The 16,664-nt window shown below is 65.5% G+C and carries 14 protein-coding genes; 8 read left to right on the forward strand and 6 right to left on the reverse strand.

The features are described 5' to 3' along the window. Nucleotides 1–11 precede the first annotated feature (11 nt). Nucleotides 12–1,520 carry an NADH-quinone oxidoreductase subunit C gene (locus DB459_RS22530; protein ID WP_253708035.1) on the forward strand — a complete coding sequence of 503 codons (1,509 nt, stop codon included), beginning with the start codon at nt 12–14 and terminating at the stop codon, nt 1,518–1,520. A gap of 13 nt (nt 1,521–1,533) precedes the next feature. Beyond that, nucleotides 1,534–2,064, forward strand: a complete 531-nt coding sequence (locus tag DB459_RS22535; protein ID WP_253708037.1) for an NADH-quinone oxidoreductase subunit B family protein — start codon at nt 1,534–1,536, stop codon at nt 2,062–2,064. Nucleotides 2,065–2,521: 457 nt separating this feature from the next. Here DB459_RS22535 and DB459_RS22540 read toward each other — a convergent pair whose 3' ends face one another. Both DB459_RS22540 and DB459_RS22545 read right to left on the reverse strand, forming a co-directional pair. Beyond that, nucleotides 2,522–3,895: an alpha/beta hydrolase gene (locus tag DB459_RS22540; protein ID WP_253708040.1), complete on the reverse strand. Its 1,374-nt coding sequence runs from the start codon at nt 3,893–3,895 to the stop codon at nt 2,522–2,524. Nucleotides 3,896–3,912: 17 nt separating this feature from the next. Continuing rightward, nucleotides 3,913–4,770 carry an ABC transporter permease gene (locus DB459_RS22545; RefSeq protein ID WP_253708042.1) on the reverse strand — a complete coding sequence of 286 codons (858 nt, stop codon included), beginning with the start codon at nt 4,768–4,770 and terminating at the stop codon, nt 3,913–3,915. 126 nt (nt 4,771–4,896) lie between these two features. On the opposite strand from DB459_RS22545, the gene DB459_RS22550 reads away from it, so the two are divergent. Continuing rightward, nucleotides 4,897–6,219, forward strand: a complete 1,323-nt coding sequence (locus tag DB459_RS22550) for a hypothetical protein (RefSeq protein WP_253708045.1) — start codon at nt 4,897–4,899, stop codon at nt 6,217–6,219. A gap of 16 nt (nt 6,220–6,235) precedes the next feature. On the opposite strand, the gene DB459_RS22555 is transcribed toward DB459_RS22550, so the two are convergent. Genes DB459_RS22555 through DB459_RS22570 form a run of 4 tightly spaced genes read right to left on the reverse strand, consistent with a single transcriptional unit; the run spans nt 6,236 to nt 11,486 of the window. Further along, the gene (locus DB459_RS22555; RefSeq protein ID WP_253708048.1) at nt 6,236–8,230 is read right to left on the reverse strand and encodes an HAD-IA family hydrolase; all 1,995 of its coding nucleotides are present in this window, start codon (nt 8,228–8,230) and stop codon (nt 6,236–6,238) included. Between the two features lie 48 nt (nt 8,231–8,278). Continuing rightward, on the reverse strand, nt 8,279–9,160 hold the full coding sequence (locus tag DB459_RS22560; protein ID WP_253708051.1) for a glycosyltransferase: 882 nt from the start codon (nt 9,158–9,160) through the stop codon (nt 8,279–8,281). Between the two features lie 45 nt (nt 9,161–9,205). After that, nucleotides 9,206–10,084: a class I SAM-dependent methyltransferase gene (locus tag DB459_RS22565; protein WP_253708053.1), complete on the reverse strand. Its 879-nt coding sequence runs from the start codon at nt 10,082–10,084 to the stop codon at nt 9,206–9,208. Continuing rightward, nucleotides 10,077–11,486 carry an ABC transporter ATP-binding protein gene (locus DB459_RS22570; RefSeq protein WP_253708055.1) on the reverse strand — a complete coding sequence of 470 codons (1,410 nt, stop codon included), beginning with the start codon at nt 11,484–11,486 and terminating at the stop codon, nt 10,077–10,079. Before DB459_RS22570 ends, DB459_RS22565 begins: the two co-directional genes overlap by 8 nt. A 157-nt stretch (nt 11,487–11,643) precedes the next feature. Here DB459_RS22570 and DB459_RS22575 point away from each other — a divergent pair, with 157 nt between their 5' ends. The 5 genes from DB459_RS22575 (at nt 11,644) to DB459_RS22595 (ending at nt 16,662) form a co-directional block, all read left to right on the forward strand. Beyond that, nucleotides 11,644–12,801, forward strand: a complete 1,158-nt coding sequence (locus DB459_RS22575; protein ID WP_253708057.1) for a glycosyltransferase — start codon at nt 11,644–11,646, stop codon at nt 12,799–12,801. 8 nt (nt 12,802–12,809) lie between these two features. Next, nucleotides 12,810–14,057: a hypothetical protein gene (locus DB459_RS22580; protein WP_253708059.1), complete on the forward strand. Its 1,248-nt coding sequence runs from the start codon at nt 12,810–12,812 to the stop codon at nt 14,055–14,057. Nucleotides 14,058–14,281: 224 nt separating this feature from the next. Further along, nucleotides 14,282–14,569: an acyl carrier protein gene (locus tag DB459_RS22585; protein ID WP_253708061.1), complete on the forward strand. Its 288-nt coding sequence runs from the start codon at nt 14,282–14,284 to the stop codon at nt 14,567–14,569. Nucleotide 14,570: 1 nt separating this feature from the next. Then, nucleotides 14,571–15,821, forward strand: coding sequence for a beta-ketoacyl synthase (locus tag DB459_RS22590; protein WP_256519224.1), 1,251 nt, complete (start codon nt 14,571–14,573; stop codon nt 15,819–15,821). Further along, on the forward strand, nt 15,805–16,662 hold the full coding sequence (locus DB459_RS22595) for a MaoC/PaaZ C-terminal domain-containing protein (RefSeq protein WP_253708063.1): 858 nt from the start codon (nt 15,805–15,807) through the stop codon (nt 16,660–16,662). The genes DB459_RS22590 and DB459_RS22595 overlap by 17 nt, the downstream gene beginning before the upstream one ends. Nucleotides 16,663–16,664: the final 2 nt, after the last annotated feature.

Raw genomic sequence — 16,664 nt, forward strand, 5'->3', positions numbered from 1 at the left:
GAGGCAACGCCATGTCAGCGCTGAGCGATCTCATCCGTCAGGGCCGTGTCGTCGGCGAGCACAAGCCGTGGCCGCGCGTACGGGTCGACCTCGCGGTCTGGAGCCTCGCCGCCAATGGCCTCGCCGACGGGCGGTTCAGCCTGCTCGGGTTGTGGGGCGAAACCGCCACGGTCCATCTGGCATTGCTCGACGCCGACAGCGCCGAGGTCGCCGTGATCAGCCTGCCCTGCCCGAAGGGGCAGTTTCCGTCGATCGCCAGGTATCACCTGCCGGCGCTGCGACTGGAGCGGACCATCCATGACCTGTTCGGTCTCATCGCCGAGGGCTCGCCCGACAGCCGGCCCTGGCTCGACCACGGCCGCTGGGGGATGCGGCTCCCGCTGGCCGCCGAGCATCCGGTGCAGGCAACCGCGCCCTACCCCTTCCTGCCTGCCGAGGGCGACAGCCTCCACCAGATCGCCGTCGGCCCGGTCCATGCCGGCATCATCGAGCCGGGACATTTCCGCTTCACGGCAAGCGGCGAGACTGTGGTGAGATTGGAGCAGCGGCTCGGCTATACCCACAAGGGTGTCGAGGGGCTGATGGCCGGTGCCGAACTCGGGCAGGCCATGCGCCTCGCGGGCCGCGTCTCCGGCGATAGCACGGTCGCCTACGCCCTTGCCTTCGCGCGGGCGCTGGAAGCCGCTCTCGAGATCGAGGTGCCGTCCAGGGCGGTCTGGCTGCGCGCGCTGATGGCCGAGCTCGAGCGCCTCGCCAACCACCTCGGCGATATCGGTGCGATCTGCAACGACGCCGCCTTTGCCCTGATGCTGGCCCATTGCGGAGTGTTGCGCGAGGATGTCCTGCGCGCCGCCGATGCCGTCTTCGGGCACCGCTTGATGCGCGACGTCATCGTGCCGGGCGGCATCGCCCGCGACATCGCCGCCGGCGGAGCGGCGAGGATCCGCGTCACGCTCGACACCATCCGCCGTCGCTTCAAGGCGCTGGTGGACCTCTACGACAACACGGCGTCGCTTCAGGACCGGACCGTCGGCACCGGAATCATCTCGGCGGCGCTGGCCCGGCAATATGCCGCCGGCGGCTATGTCGGGCGTGGCGCCGGCCGCGCCTTCGATGCGCGACGAACGCTGGCCTATGCGCCCTATGACCGCCTGCACTTCGAAGTGCCGGTGCTGGCGGACGGTGACGTCAATGCGCGGGTCTGGATCCGCATCCGCGAAGTCGAGCAGAGCCTGTCGCTGATCGTGCAGATCCTCGCCGGGTTGCCCGATGGCCCGCTCCAGGTCGTGGCGCAGCCGCCGAGGGAGCCGCGCGAGGGCATGGCGATCGTCGAATCCTTCCGCGGTGACGTGCTGGCGTGGTTGCGGATCAATGACGGCCGGATCGAGCGCGCGCATTTGCGCGATCCGTCCTGGTTCCAGTGGCCGCTGCTCGAGGCGGCGATTGAAGGCAACATCGTCGCCGACTTCCCGCTCTGCAATAAATCGTTCAACTGCTCCTATTCGGGCGCGGATCTGTAGAGGGCCGCACGTCATGCGCAAGCTGCTGTTCCCGAGCCTCTTTCGTCGGCCGCTCACCGAGGCGTCGCCGGGCCTCGACGAGGCCGCGGTGGCCGAGATCGCCGGTGCGGTCGGCCGTGCCGCGCGGCGCCGCCTCGGCCGCAGTCTGTCGATCCGGGAAGTCGATGCCGGCTCGTGCAACGGCTGCGAGCTGGAGATCCACGCGCTCAACAACGCCTATTACGACGTCGAGCGCTTCGGCATCCGCTTCGTCGCCTCACCGCGCCACGCCGATGTCCTGCTGGTCACCGGCCCCGTAACCATGAACATGCGCGAGGCCTTGCTGCGCACCTATGAAGCGACGCCGGATCCGAAATGGGTCGTCGCTGTCGGGGATTGCGGCCGCGGCGGCGGCTGCTTCGCCGGCAGCTATGGCGTGGTCGGCGGCGTCGCCGAAGTCATTCCGGTGGATCTGCACATTCCGGGCTGCCCGCCGACGCCGACCGCGCTGCTCAAGGGCCTGCTCGCCCTGCTCGACCAGGTGGACAGCAAGGCGTCGGCCTGAGATCGCGGCTAACGCGTCCTGACCGCGCTGCGGACGGATGTCTTGGCCTTTGACGATGGGGTCGCGCCGCGCTTCGGCCGGCCCGCGGGCGTCGGATGCGCCAGGCGCTCCTTGAGCCGGTTGAACGCGGCGCGCGACCGCGAGCCAGGCGAGCTGCCTGACTGCACCTGCAACCGGAGGTCGCTTGTCCGAGAGGGCGCGTTGGTCGCCTGTCCTTCCTGGGGCAAGTGGTTGATCGTGCGATGAAATGTTTCTTTCTATTGCTGACGTCGGGTCTCGTTGTGGCAACTCTTCTGATCGGTCCGCCATGGCGGGTCGTCTGCGACAAGGGCGCGGTCGAGGCCCTGTTCGCACAGTGCCGGCACCGGTGACTTCAGCGAGAGGTGGCGGACCGTGAGGGCCGTCAGGCGCCGGGGTCGCCCGCAAGCGGCAGGCCGCTGTAGCGCCGCCGGCCGCCTCAAGAGCGCCCGGTCGTGCTCTCGATCCAGTCGAGGCATCGATCCGGCCACGCCGCCACATCACCGCCGTGGATGCCGAGGCCGAACCCGTGACCTCCCTGGTCGCAGATCAGAGCTTCAGCGGCGATATTGGCGGCGCGCAGGGCCTCAAGATAGGCCTTGCTGTTGTCGAATTTCGCCACGGTGTCGTCCCGCGCATGGACGACAAAGGTCGGAGACAAGCTTGCAGGGAGATCCCGCTCGAACGAATAGCGTTCGACCATGGCTGCCGATGCCGAGTTGCCGAGCAGAGCATTGCGCGATCCCGCATGAGTGAGACGCCGATCCATCGAGATCACGGGATAGACGAGAATGGCGAAGGCGGGCGGTTCGGCAGCCCGCGAGGCCCATGCAGCCATGTGACCTCCGGCCGAAAAGCCCATGACGCCGATCCGGTCCGGGTTGATGGCCCAGGCCGCAGCATGGGTTCGGGTCAACACCAGCGCCTGGTCGAGATCGGCCATCGGCCATGGCAGCCCCTCCCCGGTCAGATCCGGCCGCGGCAGGCGATATTTGACAACGATGCCGGCGACCCCTCTGGCCGCAAACCAGCGAGCAACGTCGTAGCCTTCCTTGTCGATGGTGACACCGGCATAGCCGCCGCCCGGACAGATCACGATAGCGGCTCCCGACGATCGTTCCTCGGGCGGCAGAAAGACCGTCATCGACGGCCGGGCGACGAACCGCACCGATCGGTTGGGACGGCCGGCGCCGCGTTCCTCGATTCGATCGCGCTCGATCGATGCAGACTCCCCGGCGCCCAGGGGCAACTCCAGCGGCAGCTCGCCGTCGCCCGTCGTCGTCCAGGACGATCCGAGCTGGAGGACCTCGAGCAGGATTTTCTCGATTTCGCCGAACCGGGCCTGATCGAGCCGTGGCGTCGCCGGTTCAGCAGGCAGGACGACGACCCGATCCGGATCGATCCCCCGCCGCTTGATCGCATCGGCCCGCTGCGCGGCCGTCGCCACGATCAGGCGGCGACAGCTGCGGCGCAGCAACCGGCCTGGCGGCGCAGCGCCAGTGTGGCGAATGTCCGCCACGACGCCGATTCCGAGCAGATTGGCGAGGACGGCCCCCCAGTCCGTCCGGCGCGACGGCAACGAGTAGACCAGCGCCGGCCGTTCCGACCGGAGTCGTCGCGCCAGTCGCATCAGTTCCGTCGACCGGCCCGCTCCGACGCTCCACGGCTCCGGCGCAAACCACTTGGGACTGAGTTGATCGATCAATCCGCCAGCACTGCGGCGCGCCGCCTCGTCCATTCCGTCGGCCAGAACAGCGATCCGGAACGGCGACGGAGACTGCATCTGTGGAGCGAGCACGGCCGGCGTGGTCAACGAATCTTTCCCTTGCGTCAGATCACGTCGGCGAAGCCGCGCTTGGTGCGCATGAAGAAGGCGTAGCCCGAGGCGGCGACGACGATTCCGGCCGCGAACACCGCGCCAAACCTGCCCCATGCGGGAGCACGCCCCAGCAGGACGACACTGCGCGCGTCGTCGACCAGAGCGGCCAGCGGATTGAGATCGAAGAAGAAGCGGAATTGCGGCGGAACGCTGCTTAGCGAATAGAAGATTGCGCTGGCAAACATCATCACCACCAGCAACAGCGGCACGGCCGCGTTGATATCCCTGACGAACACCCCGAGGCTCGACAGCAGCCAGCTGAGCCCCAATGCAAGGCAGATCAAGGGCACGAGCACGAGCGGCAGCAGCGCCACGGTGGCCGGAACGGAGCCGCGCACCAACAGGACACCGCAGAAGAACGGAACGAAGCTGATGACCATCTGCAGCAGCGCGGCGGCCACCGCTGACAGCGGCAGGATCTCGAGCGGAAACACCACCTTGGTGACGAAGTTCGGCCTGGACAGGATCAATGTCGGAGCGCGCCCGAGCGATTCCGCGAAGAAGTCGAAGAGGATCAGGCCGCAGAACAGCGACAGCACGAAGTCGAGTTTGCTGCCACCGGCGCCGCTCCCCAACTGGGGCTGCAGGATGAAGCCGAAGACGACGACATAGACCGTCAGCATCCCCAAGGGGCGAAGCAGCGACCAGAACACGCCGAGATAGGAGCCGCGGTAGCGCGCCAGGATATCCCGCAAGGTGAATTGCCGAAGCAAGGTGCCATGGCTGGCCAGCGCGCGCACGATCTCCCACGGCAACAGCAATTGCGGCCAGGACAGCCGATCGCCCGAGCGCTGCATCGCCAAAGTCATAGGTCGCCTTCTGTCGCGAAATGTGCCCTTCGGGCAAGTTTGGCAGTAGCGCACCGGGAGCGCAAGGCGATACGCTGACCCCGTTCCGCGCGACGTTTCGATATCGCTCTCGTGCAAAAGTACGCCATGACAACCCAGCGTCAAGACCGATTCCCGCCATGGGCGCTGACGCTGTGCACGTTTGTCGGATCTGCGTTGGTCGCGCTTCCCTCCCTGCCAGGGCGCATGAATGCCGACGCGCTCGACATGTATGGTCAGGGGCTCGGTACGCCGCTGCACGACTGGCACGCACCGATCGTCCCCTGGCTGTGGCGATTGATCGGAGCCTCCCCGGCCCTGATTGCGGTGCAGACGACGTTGATCGTGTTTGCGATCGTTTACGCTGTGGTCCTTACCTGTCGTGCGAATGGTCTTTCGTCCTCGAGGGCGCTGGTTGCGGCATTTGGATTCGCGCTGCTTCCTCCGGTGCTGAACCACCTCGTCGCGGTCTCCAAGGACACCTGGGTGGCGGCGATCTTTGTCGCCGTCCTCGCGATGTCATCTGGCCCCTGGCGGGCCAGGCTGATCGATGTCCGCGCCGCGCTGGTCGCGCTCGCACCGTCGATCCGCCCGGAGACCGTCCTCCTCATGCCTGTCTTCATTTGGGGCGAGTATGTCCTGGCCGGGCGAAAACGTCTGGATGCCATCCGGTATGCCGGCGTCCTGCTCATGGTTGCGGCCGCTGTCGGCCTGCTGGTGGCCAAGGTCGTCAAGCCCGAGGCCCGGCATGCGGAAGGCGGAATCTTCCTGTTCGACCTGGCCGGTATCTCGATCCGGACGAACCAGTTGCTGCTGACCCCGGCAAGCTTCCCCGCCAACGATCTGGCCGTGCTGCGGCGGCACTACTGGCCCGACAGTCTGTCGCCGATCGCATGGAGCGAGCCGCCAAGTGAAATGGTTCGCTTCGTGGTTGGTGACGACCTCGTTCAGCTCCGTCGCCGTTGGGTGGGCGCGATCATTGCCCATCCGCTGGCGTACATCGATACCCGCGCCGGAATCGTGCTCAGCTACCTGAACGGGCATTGGCGGTTTCACCCCGGGGTCGATCTGAACGCGCATATCCATCTGTTCTGGCCTGGGCCGAACGAGATGATCAATGCCTATCTCGAAGCCGTGCCGCGATGGCTCTCCAGCCATTGGCTGATCTTGTTCGGCTCGCTCATCCTTCTGGCGATCATTGTGCGGCTGAAGCTGCAGCTGCGGCGACCGGAATGGATGGTCTATCTGGTGTTGGGGATCACCTATCAGCTCGTCCTGCTTCCTCTGATCGTGGTGCCGGATTATCGCTTTGGATATGCGAGCGTCGTCCTGTTCTTCCTGATCCTCGGATTGACGTTACGCGAGCTCGCATGGCTCGGCCGAGCCCAGACGCCATGTCTGCTCCGCAAGCCCGCGAGCCGGTCAGACTGACATCGCCCATGTGCATTCAACGCGTCATCAGCCAATAGACCGCCCGCTGCAGGTGCGATCCCCGGCGATTGCGGCCCGCATGCCAGTAGTCATGCCGGAGAATCCACCGAAACGCCTGCGGCCGTGCGAGCATCCGCAGGCTGTGTGGATAGGCCAGCAGCCGCCGCGCGTAGATCGCGCCGAACCCTTCGCCATGCGGGATGTCGCCGATATAGCGGGCCTCGGCTGCGGATGGATGGCGCAGGAAGCGCTTTAATTGCGCCGTGGCAGCATCTCGCGTCAGCGCAAGCTCCGGGAAACGGGACTTGAGCGCCAAATAGTCATCGACGAACGCCATTGCCCCGGCCTGGAGCCGCGTGATGCTCTCGATCCGATAAGGCTCGAGATCGGTGGTCGCCCGTACCGGGTTGAAATTTCCACCGGCGTCGCGCTCGATCCGGACGATTGTTCCCTCCGTCGCCGAAAACAGCAGCTCGACGACTTCGACCCCCTCCCAGATCAGGCGCCGGTATGCGTCCGGCTCGCCTCCCCGGAACAGATAGGCATCATGGGGATATCTGTCGTCGATCAGGCCGAGCTTGGGCGCAAAGGCATGCGTGCCGAGGTAAAGCCCTGTAATCTGGGGCCCGTCGCCGATATCGCGGAGCATGTCGGTGAGCGAGCGCTGCATCGTGCCATGCCAGCCGACGTCAACGAGGCCGACGCGACGGCCTGCAGTCAGGCCGGTGGCGCGCAGGTAGTCGAGCAGGACCTCCCGCTCCTCACGGGCATTGGCGCGAATCGGGTCCGCCAGCTCGGCGAACAACCGGCGCAGGCAGGCATAGTCCGCACCCGTTCTGACCTCATGGTGCGGGCTGTCGAAACCGGCGACGTGGAAGGCTTGCCGGTGCTGTCGCCAGTCGACGCCGGCGCGCTCGACGAACTGCGCGGCCGTGAGCGTCGAAATTCCACTCGACAGGAACGCGATGTCGTCGTCGTCGAGCTGCTTGATCGCCGCGATGTTGAGCGCTCTCCGCGAGCCGTACAGATAGTGCGTCTCGGTAACGGCGCTTTCGGTCGCGCCGGCCAGCCTGTCATACACCCGCTGCATGACAAGGCCTTCGCGGGCGAGGAAATACAGCGCGTCGAATTGGCGCTGCCTGGCCTGCTCGATCAGCCACTCGGTGAAACCAACGAACAGCGGACCAACCGTTGCGTAGCCGAAATCCTCCCAGAAACCGTCGTCGTTCGCGCCGGCAGCGCTCGCTCTGCCATGAGTGATCCGGTTGGCAATCAGCCCCTGGACGACCGATCGCGCCGGCACGTCTGGCTCCGCTGTCTTCCAGGCATTCGAGACGTGCCGCTCGCTCAGATAGGCGTCCATGCACCGTCTGTAGTACCAGGTCGACATCCCGTGTTTGCGACCCATCTCGATGTCGGAACGGACATTGTCGCCGATGTGGAGCCAGCGCGCCCCGCCTCCGAGACGGGCCCGGGCCTCGGCGTGAAGTTCGCCCGTCGACTTCGTCTTCTTCGAGGTCGACGATGCCAGCAGGGCCTCGTAACGGTCGTATCCGGCATTCTGCAGCAGATCCGCGATCACTGTCTCGGGCAGGTAGGTGTCCGAGATGAAGGCGATGCGCTTTCCGTGTCTGCAGCACCAGCGATAGACATCGTGAATGAATGGATTGCGCCGACAGACATCGATCTCGGCGGCGATTTCGATCTGGGCAAGGGCGTCGGCCTGATCCGGATCGAGATCCAGCGCCTCCGCCAGGGCCTCGTAAATCTCGGCGAGAGTGACCTCCCGCAGGCGGAGGCGTTGCCAGGCTCGGTCGCGCGCCATCTGCTCCGCGGCGCGCCGAGCCGGCGCAAACTTCATGGTATCATCGCCGAGCCGGCGACGTGCAGCCGGCTCCATCAGCAGGAACAGATCCTCCGGCCGCGCCAATGCACGCAGGATCGACGTATCGAACACATCGAACGACACGACGTCCGCGGCTTCGAGCTTCGACTTCAGCTTGATATCCATGTCCGCGGCTTGCGTTGTTGGCCTACGTTCTGCCCAAGGGGCCGGCGACTATGTCCTGCGGAAGATGCGCGACAACAGGCCTTTGTCGCGGTCCTTCCGTCTCAGCCACCTTTTCAGCTGGAGAATCTGCCAGGAGATGTTGGCGCTGGCGCCGATGCCGGCGCGGCCATTCGCGAGATCCGAACGCAGCCATTCGTTGCGGAGCAAGGCGCTGTAGTTTTCGTGGCTCTCGCTCTGGCCGACGACGCTGTTGCTGTATTCGACGGCATCGTTCGGCAGGCGATGATGATAGTAGGCGAGAAATTCGCGAAGCACCCCGATCTCGAAGCATTGCAGAAAACGGATGTTGAAATCCCAGTCCCCCAGAACCGGCAGGTCTTCGCGAAATGGGCCGATCGTCGCCAGCGCGTCGCGCCGGAACAGGAACGAGATCGGCGGAAACATGTTCTCCGCGAGCATGCGGAACAGGTGGACCGTCGTCACCCACGAATTGAAATCGTGCTTCACCACGGTCTTGATCCGCTCCCCCCGGATCGTCTCGATGACCCGCTCGGAGTGCGTGATGACGCCGCCGAGCTTCGGAAAGCCCGAATTGTCCTGCATGTAGCTCACGGTCTTGCGCAAAAACTCCGGCCGCCAGGCGTCGTCGTCGTCATGAATGACGAGATAGCGGCTCGCGCACGCCGCGATACCCTGGTTCGACGCCGCCTCCATGCCGCGTGACGTATTGTTGTGGATGACGTGGCAGCGGCCGGCATAGCGGTCCGCGCGCTCGACGACCAGGCGGTCCACCGGGGCGGGGTCGCCGCCGTCGTTGACCACCACGTGGATCCAGTCGTCGAAATTCTGGCCGAGCACGCTATCCAGGGCGCGTGGCAGCAATAGCGGCCGATTTTTCGTCCGCGTGATCACCGCAACTGTGCCATCCATGAATCGATGTCCCCAACCCGTTTCCGATCCGATCGCCCGATGACGTCAGTCGCGATCGGTACGACGAACAATACCAACCGCGCCGACCGATGCAATTCTCCGCCACTTTTCCAGCTCTGCGATCCGCAATTTCAGCTTTTCGCTCTCCTGCCACCAGCGGTCGGTCTGCTCCTTCTGCCATTGCAGGTCGATGGCCGCCCGCCTGCCGCTGGCCAGCCACTCGCCGCGATACCGATAGCCTCGGATCTTGTCGGGCAGGCCCTGGGCGAGACCGGCTCGAAACCAGCGATCGCCCTTGGGAAAGACGATCCCGAGGCCCCACTGATTGAGAAATTCGAAATGCGGATAGCGTTGCCTGGTCTCGGCCCAGAAGCGCGCGGATTCATAGCCCGAGGACGGCGCGACATCGTGCAGAAGGATGATCCCGTCCCTGGCGAGCTTCGGAAGCCATGTGGCGAAATCCCTGCTGACCGCGTCATAGGTGTGCAAGCCGTCGATGTGCAGCAGATCGATCGAGCCATCCGTGAACTCGCCGACCGCGTCGTCGAAACTGGCGCGGCGGACCATGAAGCGGTCATCGGCGAAGCAGAACGCCTTGGTCTTCTGGATCAGTTCGAACACCTCTTCGCCGTAGTGACCGGCATGCGGGTCTCCCTTCCAGGTATCGATGCCGACGACCTGCGCCTCGAGCGCACGATCCTTTACCGCCTGGCAGAATGCGAAATAGGAGCAGCCGTAATGAACACCGAGCTCGACGATCAGTCGCGGCTGGACGAAGGCGATCAGGTCATAGGCGAAGTCGCGATGGCTCTGCCACGGCGAAATGGCCAGTTCCGGGTTGAGAGCGTCGGCCTCATAGTCGGGTTCGCTGATCACCCAGGCGGCGCGCGGCGGCGTTTCGGCAGTGGGCGCGTCTTCAGTCATGTCCCACCGGGCTCAACGGCGCGTAGCTGGTGCGGGCGGCGCCCGGTGCCTGATGATCGTCGATCGGCATGACACCGAGATTGGCCATCGGGTTGTTGAAGATGCAGTGGATGACCCGGCCCGGGCTGACGGCGTCGAATTTGACGACGTTGTGAGCCCAGCACTGGATGACGTGGCGCAAGGCATCCGTTCCTTCGCCGACGCCGATCGTGATGCTGTAGTCGCCGGGCTGGATATCCGGCCAGTCGAACTCGAAACGCACCAGATGATCTCCGGCGTCGAGCGCGAAAACGCCGTCGGCGAGGCTGCAGGTATTTTCGCCGCAGATCGGATTACCGAGGCGGTCGCTGAGAAAATACCCGATGATGACATGCGACTTGGCAGCGACGCTGGACAGCCAGATGTGAACGCAGATGCGATCCCTCGCCTGCACGGCGCCTGGCGTTCGAAGGTCGGGCCTGGTGACGGCGATCCGCCTGATCAGAACTTCACCGGCCCCGCTGAGCTGGGACGGCCTGATCTCGAGCCAGGGAAGCCGGGCGGGCAAGGTCTTGTCCGGGCCCGGCGCCGGCAGCTTGATCTCGGGAGCAAAAACCGGCGCCCCGGCTGGCTCCGAGGCACTGTGGGACATCTTGATGTAGAATTCGACCGCGTCCTTGGAGCTTCCGGCGAAAACGATTTCGCCACGGTCGAGCACGTAGGCATATGCGGTCACGCTGCGCACGGCGTGGAGGTCGTGGGTCACGAAGACCTTGGTGACGTCCGCCATGGCATCCCTCATGTGGCGGACGCATTTCTGCTGAAAGAAGATGTCGCCGACGCTCAAGGCTTCATCGACCAGCAGGACCTGCGGCTTGAGGCAGGCCGACACGGCGAAGGCCAGACGGACCATCATGCCGCTGGAATAGGTCTTGATCGGCTGGTCGATGAAATCTCCGATGTCGGCAAAGGCGGCGATCTCGTCGAATTTCGCGTCGGTCTGCCGGCGCGTCATGCCGCGGATGGCGGCGCTGAGATAAACGTTCTCCCGGCCGGTAAAGTCGGCGTCGAACCCGCTGCCCAGCTCCAGCATCGCCGCAATGGCACCGGTGACGGTGACGTCGCCGCAGGTCGGGGCCAGCGTGCCGGCGAGCAGTTGCAGCAGGGTGCTCTTGCCCGAGCCGTTGCGGCCGAGGATGCCGACGCTCGCCCCCTGGGGAATTTCGAGCGATACGTTCCGCAGTGCAAAATAGTTGCGAAAGGCACCGTTCGACAACCGTTGGCAAAACCCGCGCGCGGCAGCCGGCAGGAAGGGCAGCTGGCCAAGACGTCCGAGCAGCGGCCCATGCAGGCGCGCCCCTGGCGACGACCAGATCGTATAGGCCTTGGAGACGTTCTCGACTTTGATCGCGGGTGGTGACATCTGCACGGACTGTTGCTGTGAGAAATTCCATCAGAAAGCAACCGGCAGCCTATTGCAATTGTCCTCCCTACCCTCCATGCCGGCTCTGTCCATCGGGCGCGAACGGCATACAATAAGTAAATATAATACATTGAGTGGGATTGATCTGGGGGTACGGATGTTTCCGCCGCGTCTGGCGCCGCTCTTGCCGGCCAGGTTTCGATTTCGGCAGACCCTGGCGGCGCACTACGGGGGGCGCGTAAGGGGCGCTTTTGTCGCGGTTCCCGCCGAAGCGCCGCCCGATCCGCATCGCGAGCCACTGCGCGTTCACTTCTGGGCGCCAAATCCGTGGCCCAGTACCGCTATCCACGTCGAACGGGTGGTGCCGGAGCTGAGGCGCCAGGCCGCCGCACTGGACCTGCCCTGGCAGATCACGTCCGGTCGGCTCCCCGCCGCGCCGGTCGATTGGCTGCTCTGCCTCAAGTCGATCCCGCCAACCGGTGTTTGCAACCCACGCCGCACGGTCCTGTTGCAGCCGGACGATGCCGATCGGGTGTGGGGCAGCCTTCACCGGTTCGCCCACGTCGTGTCGGTATCGTCTCCGGTGTTCGCATCCCTCCTGGGCACGGTTCATCCAAGTGCCTGGTTCATCGACGAGACCGAAGCCCGCGACGTCATCGATGCCGGCGCGGCGGCGCTCGACAGTGCGGCGCCATCGTGCCGGTCGCCGTTGCTGCTGTGGCATGGGACGCGGGAGAGCCTCGATGGTCTTCTTGCCATCCGCGACGCGCTCGCCGCGTTCGGCACTGATGGGGGGGCGGAATTGATCATTCTGACGAACCTCCCCGAACGTACCGAACGTTGGGGCTCGCTGCCGGTCCGGTTCGTCGCCTGGTCGCCCGACGCGCTTACGGCGTTCGCCGCCCGGGCGCGGCTCGGTATCGTTCCAGCCCGGCCTACCCTGGCCGACTCCTATCTCAAGTCCGCCGGTCGTCTGCGCGGCCTGTTCGCGCGGGGGTGTCCCGCCATTGGCGACGCTCGATCGCCGGACGTCGTCGCCTTCAGTGAGGAATGCGGCATGCCCTCGGCGCAGACAAGCGAGCAATGGCTCGGCGCGATCCGCCAGGTCTGGCAGGACGCCGCCCGGCTGGATCAGATCGCACGCACGGGTCACGCCATGGTCCGCGCCCATTTCAGCGTTGCCCGCACCGCCGCTCAATGGCTGTGGTTCCTGGCCGGCGGGGCCGAAGGCCTTGATCGCCGGGGTGACCAAACCCTTCCGGTCTCACCCCCGCCGGTGCGGCTCGGCCCGCAACCGGCCCAGCATCCTGCCTGATTTTCCCCATGGATGACGCAGCGCAACCGCATGCCGGATCGGCCCCCCTCGGTCCGGCCGAGGCCATCGCAGGCGATACCGATGCGAGCGTGTCGTCCGCGCTCGGCGGCGATCCCGCGCGGACATTGAGGATCGAGCGCGTCCGCACCCGCGCGCAGCTGCGCGACTTCATCGTCCTGCCCCGGCTGATCTACGATGGTTTGGCCGGATACGTGGCGCCGCTCGACTATGAGCGTCGGCAGATGCTCGATCCGCGTCACAATTCGTTCTTCACCCACGGCCATGCCGCTTACTGGATCGCAACGCGAAACGGACGGCCACTCGGCCGCATTTCGGCGCAGATCGACCATGCCGCTGTGGGGGCGGACGCCTCGGACATCGGCTTGTTCGGCTGCCTCGATGCCATCGATGATGGCGAGGTCGTCAAGGCGCTGTTCGCCGAGGCGGAATCCTGGCTTTGCCAGCAGGGGCGCCGGGTCGCCCGCGGTCCCTTTCTGCTGTCGATCAATGGTGAATCCGGTCTCCTCATCGAAGGGCAGCAGGAGCCGCCGATGACGCTGCTGCCCTGGCACCCCACCTATCTCGACGCTCGGGTCCGCGAGGCCGGTTACGTGCTCGCGAGATCGCTGTTCTGCTTCGAGTATAAGAAAGCCGACGTCGCTACCGAGCACCGTCTGGACTGGCTCTCGACCATGCAGTGGCGCGCCGGGATCACCACACGGGACATTCGTCTCGACGATCTCGACGCCGACATGGAGAAAGCCCGCCAGATTTTCAACGACGGCTGGAAGAGCAACTGGGGCTTTACGCCGACGACGCAGTCCGACGTCCGTTCGCTCACCAGGCAATTCAGGCCGATGCTGTTGTCCCAGGCCGGCTTCTTCATCGAGGTTCATGGCGAGCCCGCCGCCTTCATGCTGGCCGTGCCCAACCTGTTCGATCTCACGACCGGGCTCGGGCCGGCACCGAGCCTGCTCGGATGGATCAAATTGCTGATCCGGATGAAGCGCGCGAAATACCATTCTTTCCGGATCATTCTTCTCGGCATGACCTCGAAATACCGCACCGGCGGTCTCCGGACGGCCATCGCCGCCGTCATGATCGAGGAAATGGCGCGCCGGGCGGCAGCGCTCGGCGTCGACCAGGCGATCGCCGGTTGGGTGCTCGACAACAACCCGCTGTCGCAGTCGCTGATGCGCATCGGCCTGCGGAAATCGCACAGCTATGGAGTCTTCGAAAAGACCCTTATAGACTAGTGTCCAGTCTCCGAATTACCGCTTCATTTGCCTCACCCTCGCACGGTCATTCGGAGACATACGGACACTAGCAAAATCAAAAAGCTAGTGCGGCTTATGTCTCGCAATTGCCTACAGGGGCCTGCCGCAAAGGGCATAGGCAATTGCGAGGCGCCGCACTAGCAAACGGCAACCAATTTGCAGCCCCCGCAGACGCAGATCGGGGGTGTGCATCGGAGGGACGCGTGACACAACCGAATGCCGACAAGGCAGTCTTCGCCGGCGGCGAGTCCCTGGCCGACCAGATCCTCGAGGTCATCGTCAGCGAGGGCAAGATCGATCGCGCCAGGGCCACACCCGACGCGACGCTGGAGAGCCTTGAGATTCAATCCATCGATATCGTCATGATCCTGATGGTGATCGAGGAAAAATTCGGTGTCTACGTCCCGATCGACGGCAGCATCGCTGAAGCGAAAGACCTGAACGGCTTCATGCAGCAAATCGAATCCCGCATTCTGGCCGAGCGGGCCTGACGTGTCGCGCACCCGGGTCGTAGTCACCGGAATGGGCGCGGTCTGCGCGACCGGCGTCGGCGTTCCGGCGCTCTGGCAAGCCGCTCGCAACGGAGCATCCGCCGTCGGCCTGTCCGAATTCGCCCGCCCCGGCACGAACCAGGTCAAGCTCGCAGCCCAGATCAAATCCTTCGTTCCCGAGGCCCATATCGAGGCGAAGGTGCTGCCGTTCTGCGACCGCTTTGCGCAACTCGCCATCGTCGCGGCGGATGAGGCGATGGCCCAGGCTGGTCTCGCGCGCGAGCCGAGGCAGGGCTCGCGCACCGCCGTCATTCTCGGAACCGGGATCGGCGGCATCAGCACCGTCGATGACCTGTGCTACAGCGCCTATGCGGCGAAAACCCGCCTCAATCCCTTTGCGGTTCCGCGTATCATGGGCAGCTCGGCAACCTCGCATCTGAGCATGCGCTATGGCTGCACCGGCCCGACATTCACGATCACGAGCGCCTGCGCCTCCTCGGCCCAGGCGATCGGGCTGGCCACCTCGCTGGTCCGTTCCGGCGCCGTGGATCGCGCGATCGTCGGCGGCAGCGAGTCGTCGATGACTGCGCTCAATATCCGCTCCTGGGAATTGCTCCGTGTCCTCACCCCGGATGCCTGCCGGCCGTTTTCGGCCGGCCGCAACGGCATGGTGCTCGGCGAAGGCGCCGCCATCATGGTGATTGAAGAACGCGAGGCTGCCCGCCGCCGCGATGCCGCGCCATTGGCCGAGATCGTCGGCTACGGCACCTCCAGCGATGCCTTCGATATCGTTCGTCCCGACCCGGAGGGCGCCTGTTCTGCCATGCAGCTGGCGATCGCGGACGCCGGATTGACTCCCGACGACATCGATTACGTCAACGCGCACGGGACCGGGACGATCGCCAATGACATCGCCGAGGCCGACGCCTTGCAGCGCGTTTTTGGTGATCGATTGCCGCGGTTGGCCGTGTCGTCAACCAAGCCGATCCATGGCCACACGCTGGGGGCCGGCGGGGCGATCGAGCTTGCCATCAGCATCATGGCGCTGCGCGACGACATCGCGCCGCCGACGATCAACTGGCTCGGTCCCGATCCGAAATGCGCGCTCGCCCCGGTGGCGAACGAGGCACGCGCCACGCCGATCCGTGTGGCCATGTCCAACTCCTTCGCCTTCGGAGGCGTCAACGCCTGCCTCCTGGTCGCGCGGCCGGATCTGACCCCTGGAGGGAGCCGATGTGAGCGGGCTGGATAGCACCCAGCAGGACCATCTCGGCGTCGGTCCGATCGCGGTCCGCACCGACGCGATCGACGTCGCGGCCTTCGCCGCCGCGCTTGGGCTGCGGCGCGGCCTGGGGCCGGTGCCGCTGACCTTTCCGATCCGCTGGCTCAGCCTGCCGGCGATCCGCTCGACGGTCATTCGTGGCCTCGGCCTCACCGGCGAGGCGATCGTCCAGCAGTCCCAGACTTTCACCTACTGCGCCGCGCTCGCGACCGACTGCCACTACAGCTTCGAGGTCGAAGCCCGTCGCGAGCGGGGCTCCGCGGACCGAACGCTGCTCCGCGGGACGGTGCGCGATTCCACCGGCGCGGTCGTCGTGTCGCTGGATACGCTGCTGCGTACGATTCGACCCGGCGCGTCGCGTGATGCCCCCCGCCCCCTGTCCGTGCCGGAGTCCCGCTTTCCGGTGATCGAGGCCGGACCGGTCGATCTCGCGCAGACGCAGCGCTACACAGCGGCCTCTCTCGACGACAACCCGCTCCACAGCGATCTGTCGACAGCCCGCGCCGCCGGGCTCGATGGTCTCATCATCCACGGCATGCTGGCGATGGGGCAGATCGAAGGGGCATTGCGCGCCTGGCTGCCGGGACTGCGGGTCGATCGCATCCACGGCAATTTTTTACAGCCGGTGCCGGTCGGCAGCCGACTTCTCTTCTCCGGCCGCGTGGTCAAACGGACGCCGTCGGCCAACAGCGCCGACGCGGACGCCGAGGAATTGATTCTTCGCGTCATCGTCTGCGGCACTGCAGGGCAAGCGGTCTGCGTCAGCGAAGCGGTGGCGCGTCATGGCCACGGCGCGCCGCGCAACGGTTAGGA

Source organism: Bradyrhizobium sp. WD16 (assembly GCF_024181725.1).
Classification (GTDB): Bacteria; Pseudomonadota; Alphaproteobacteria; order Rhizobiales; family Xanthobacteraceae; genus Bradyrhizobium_A.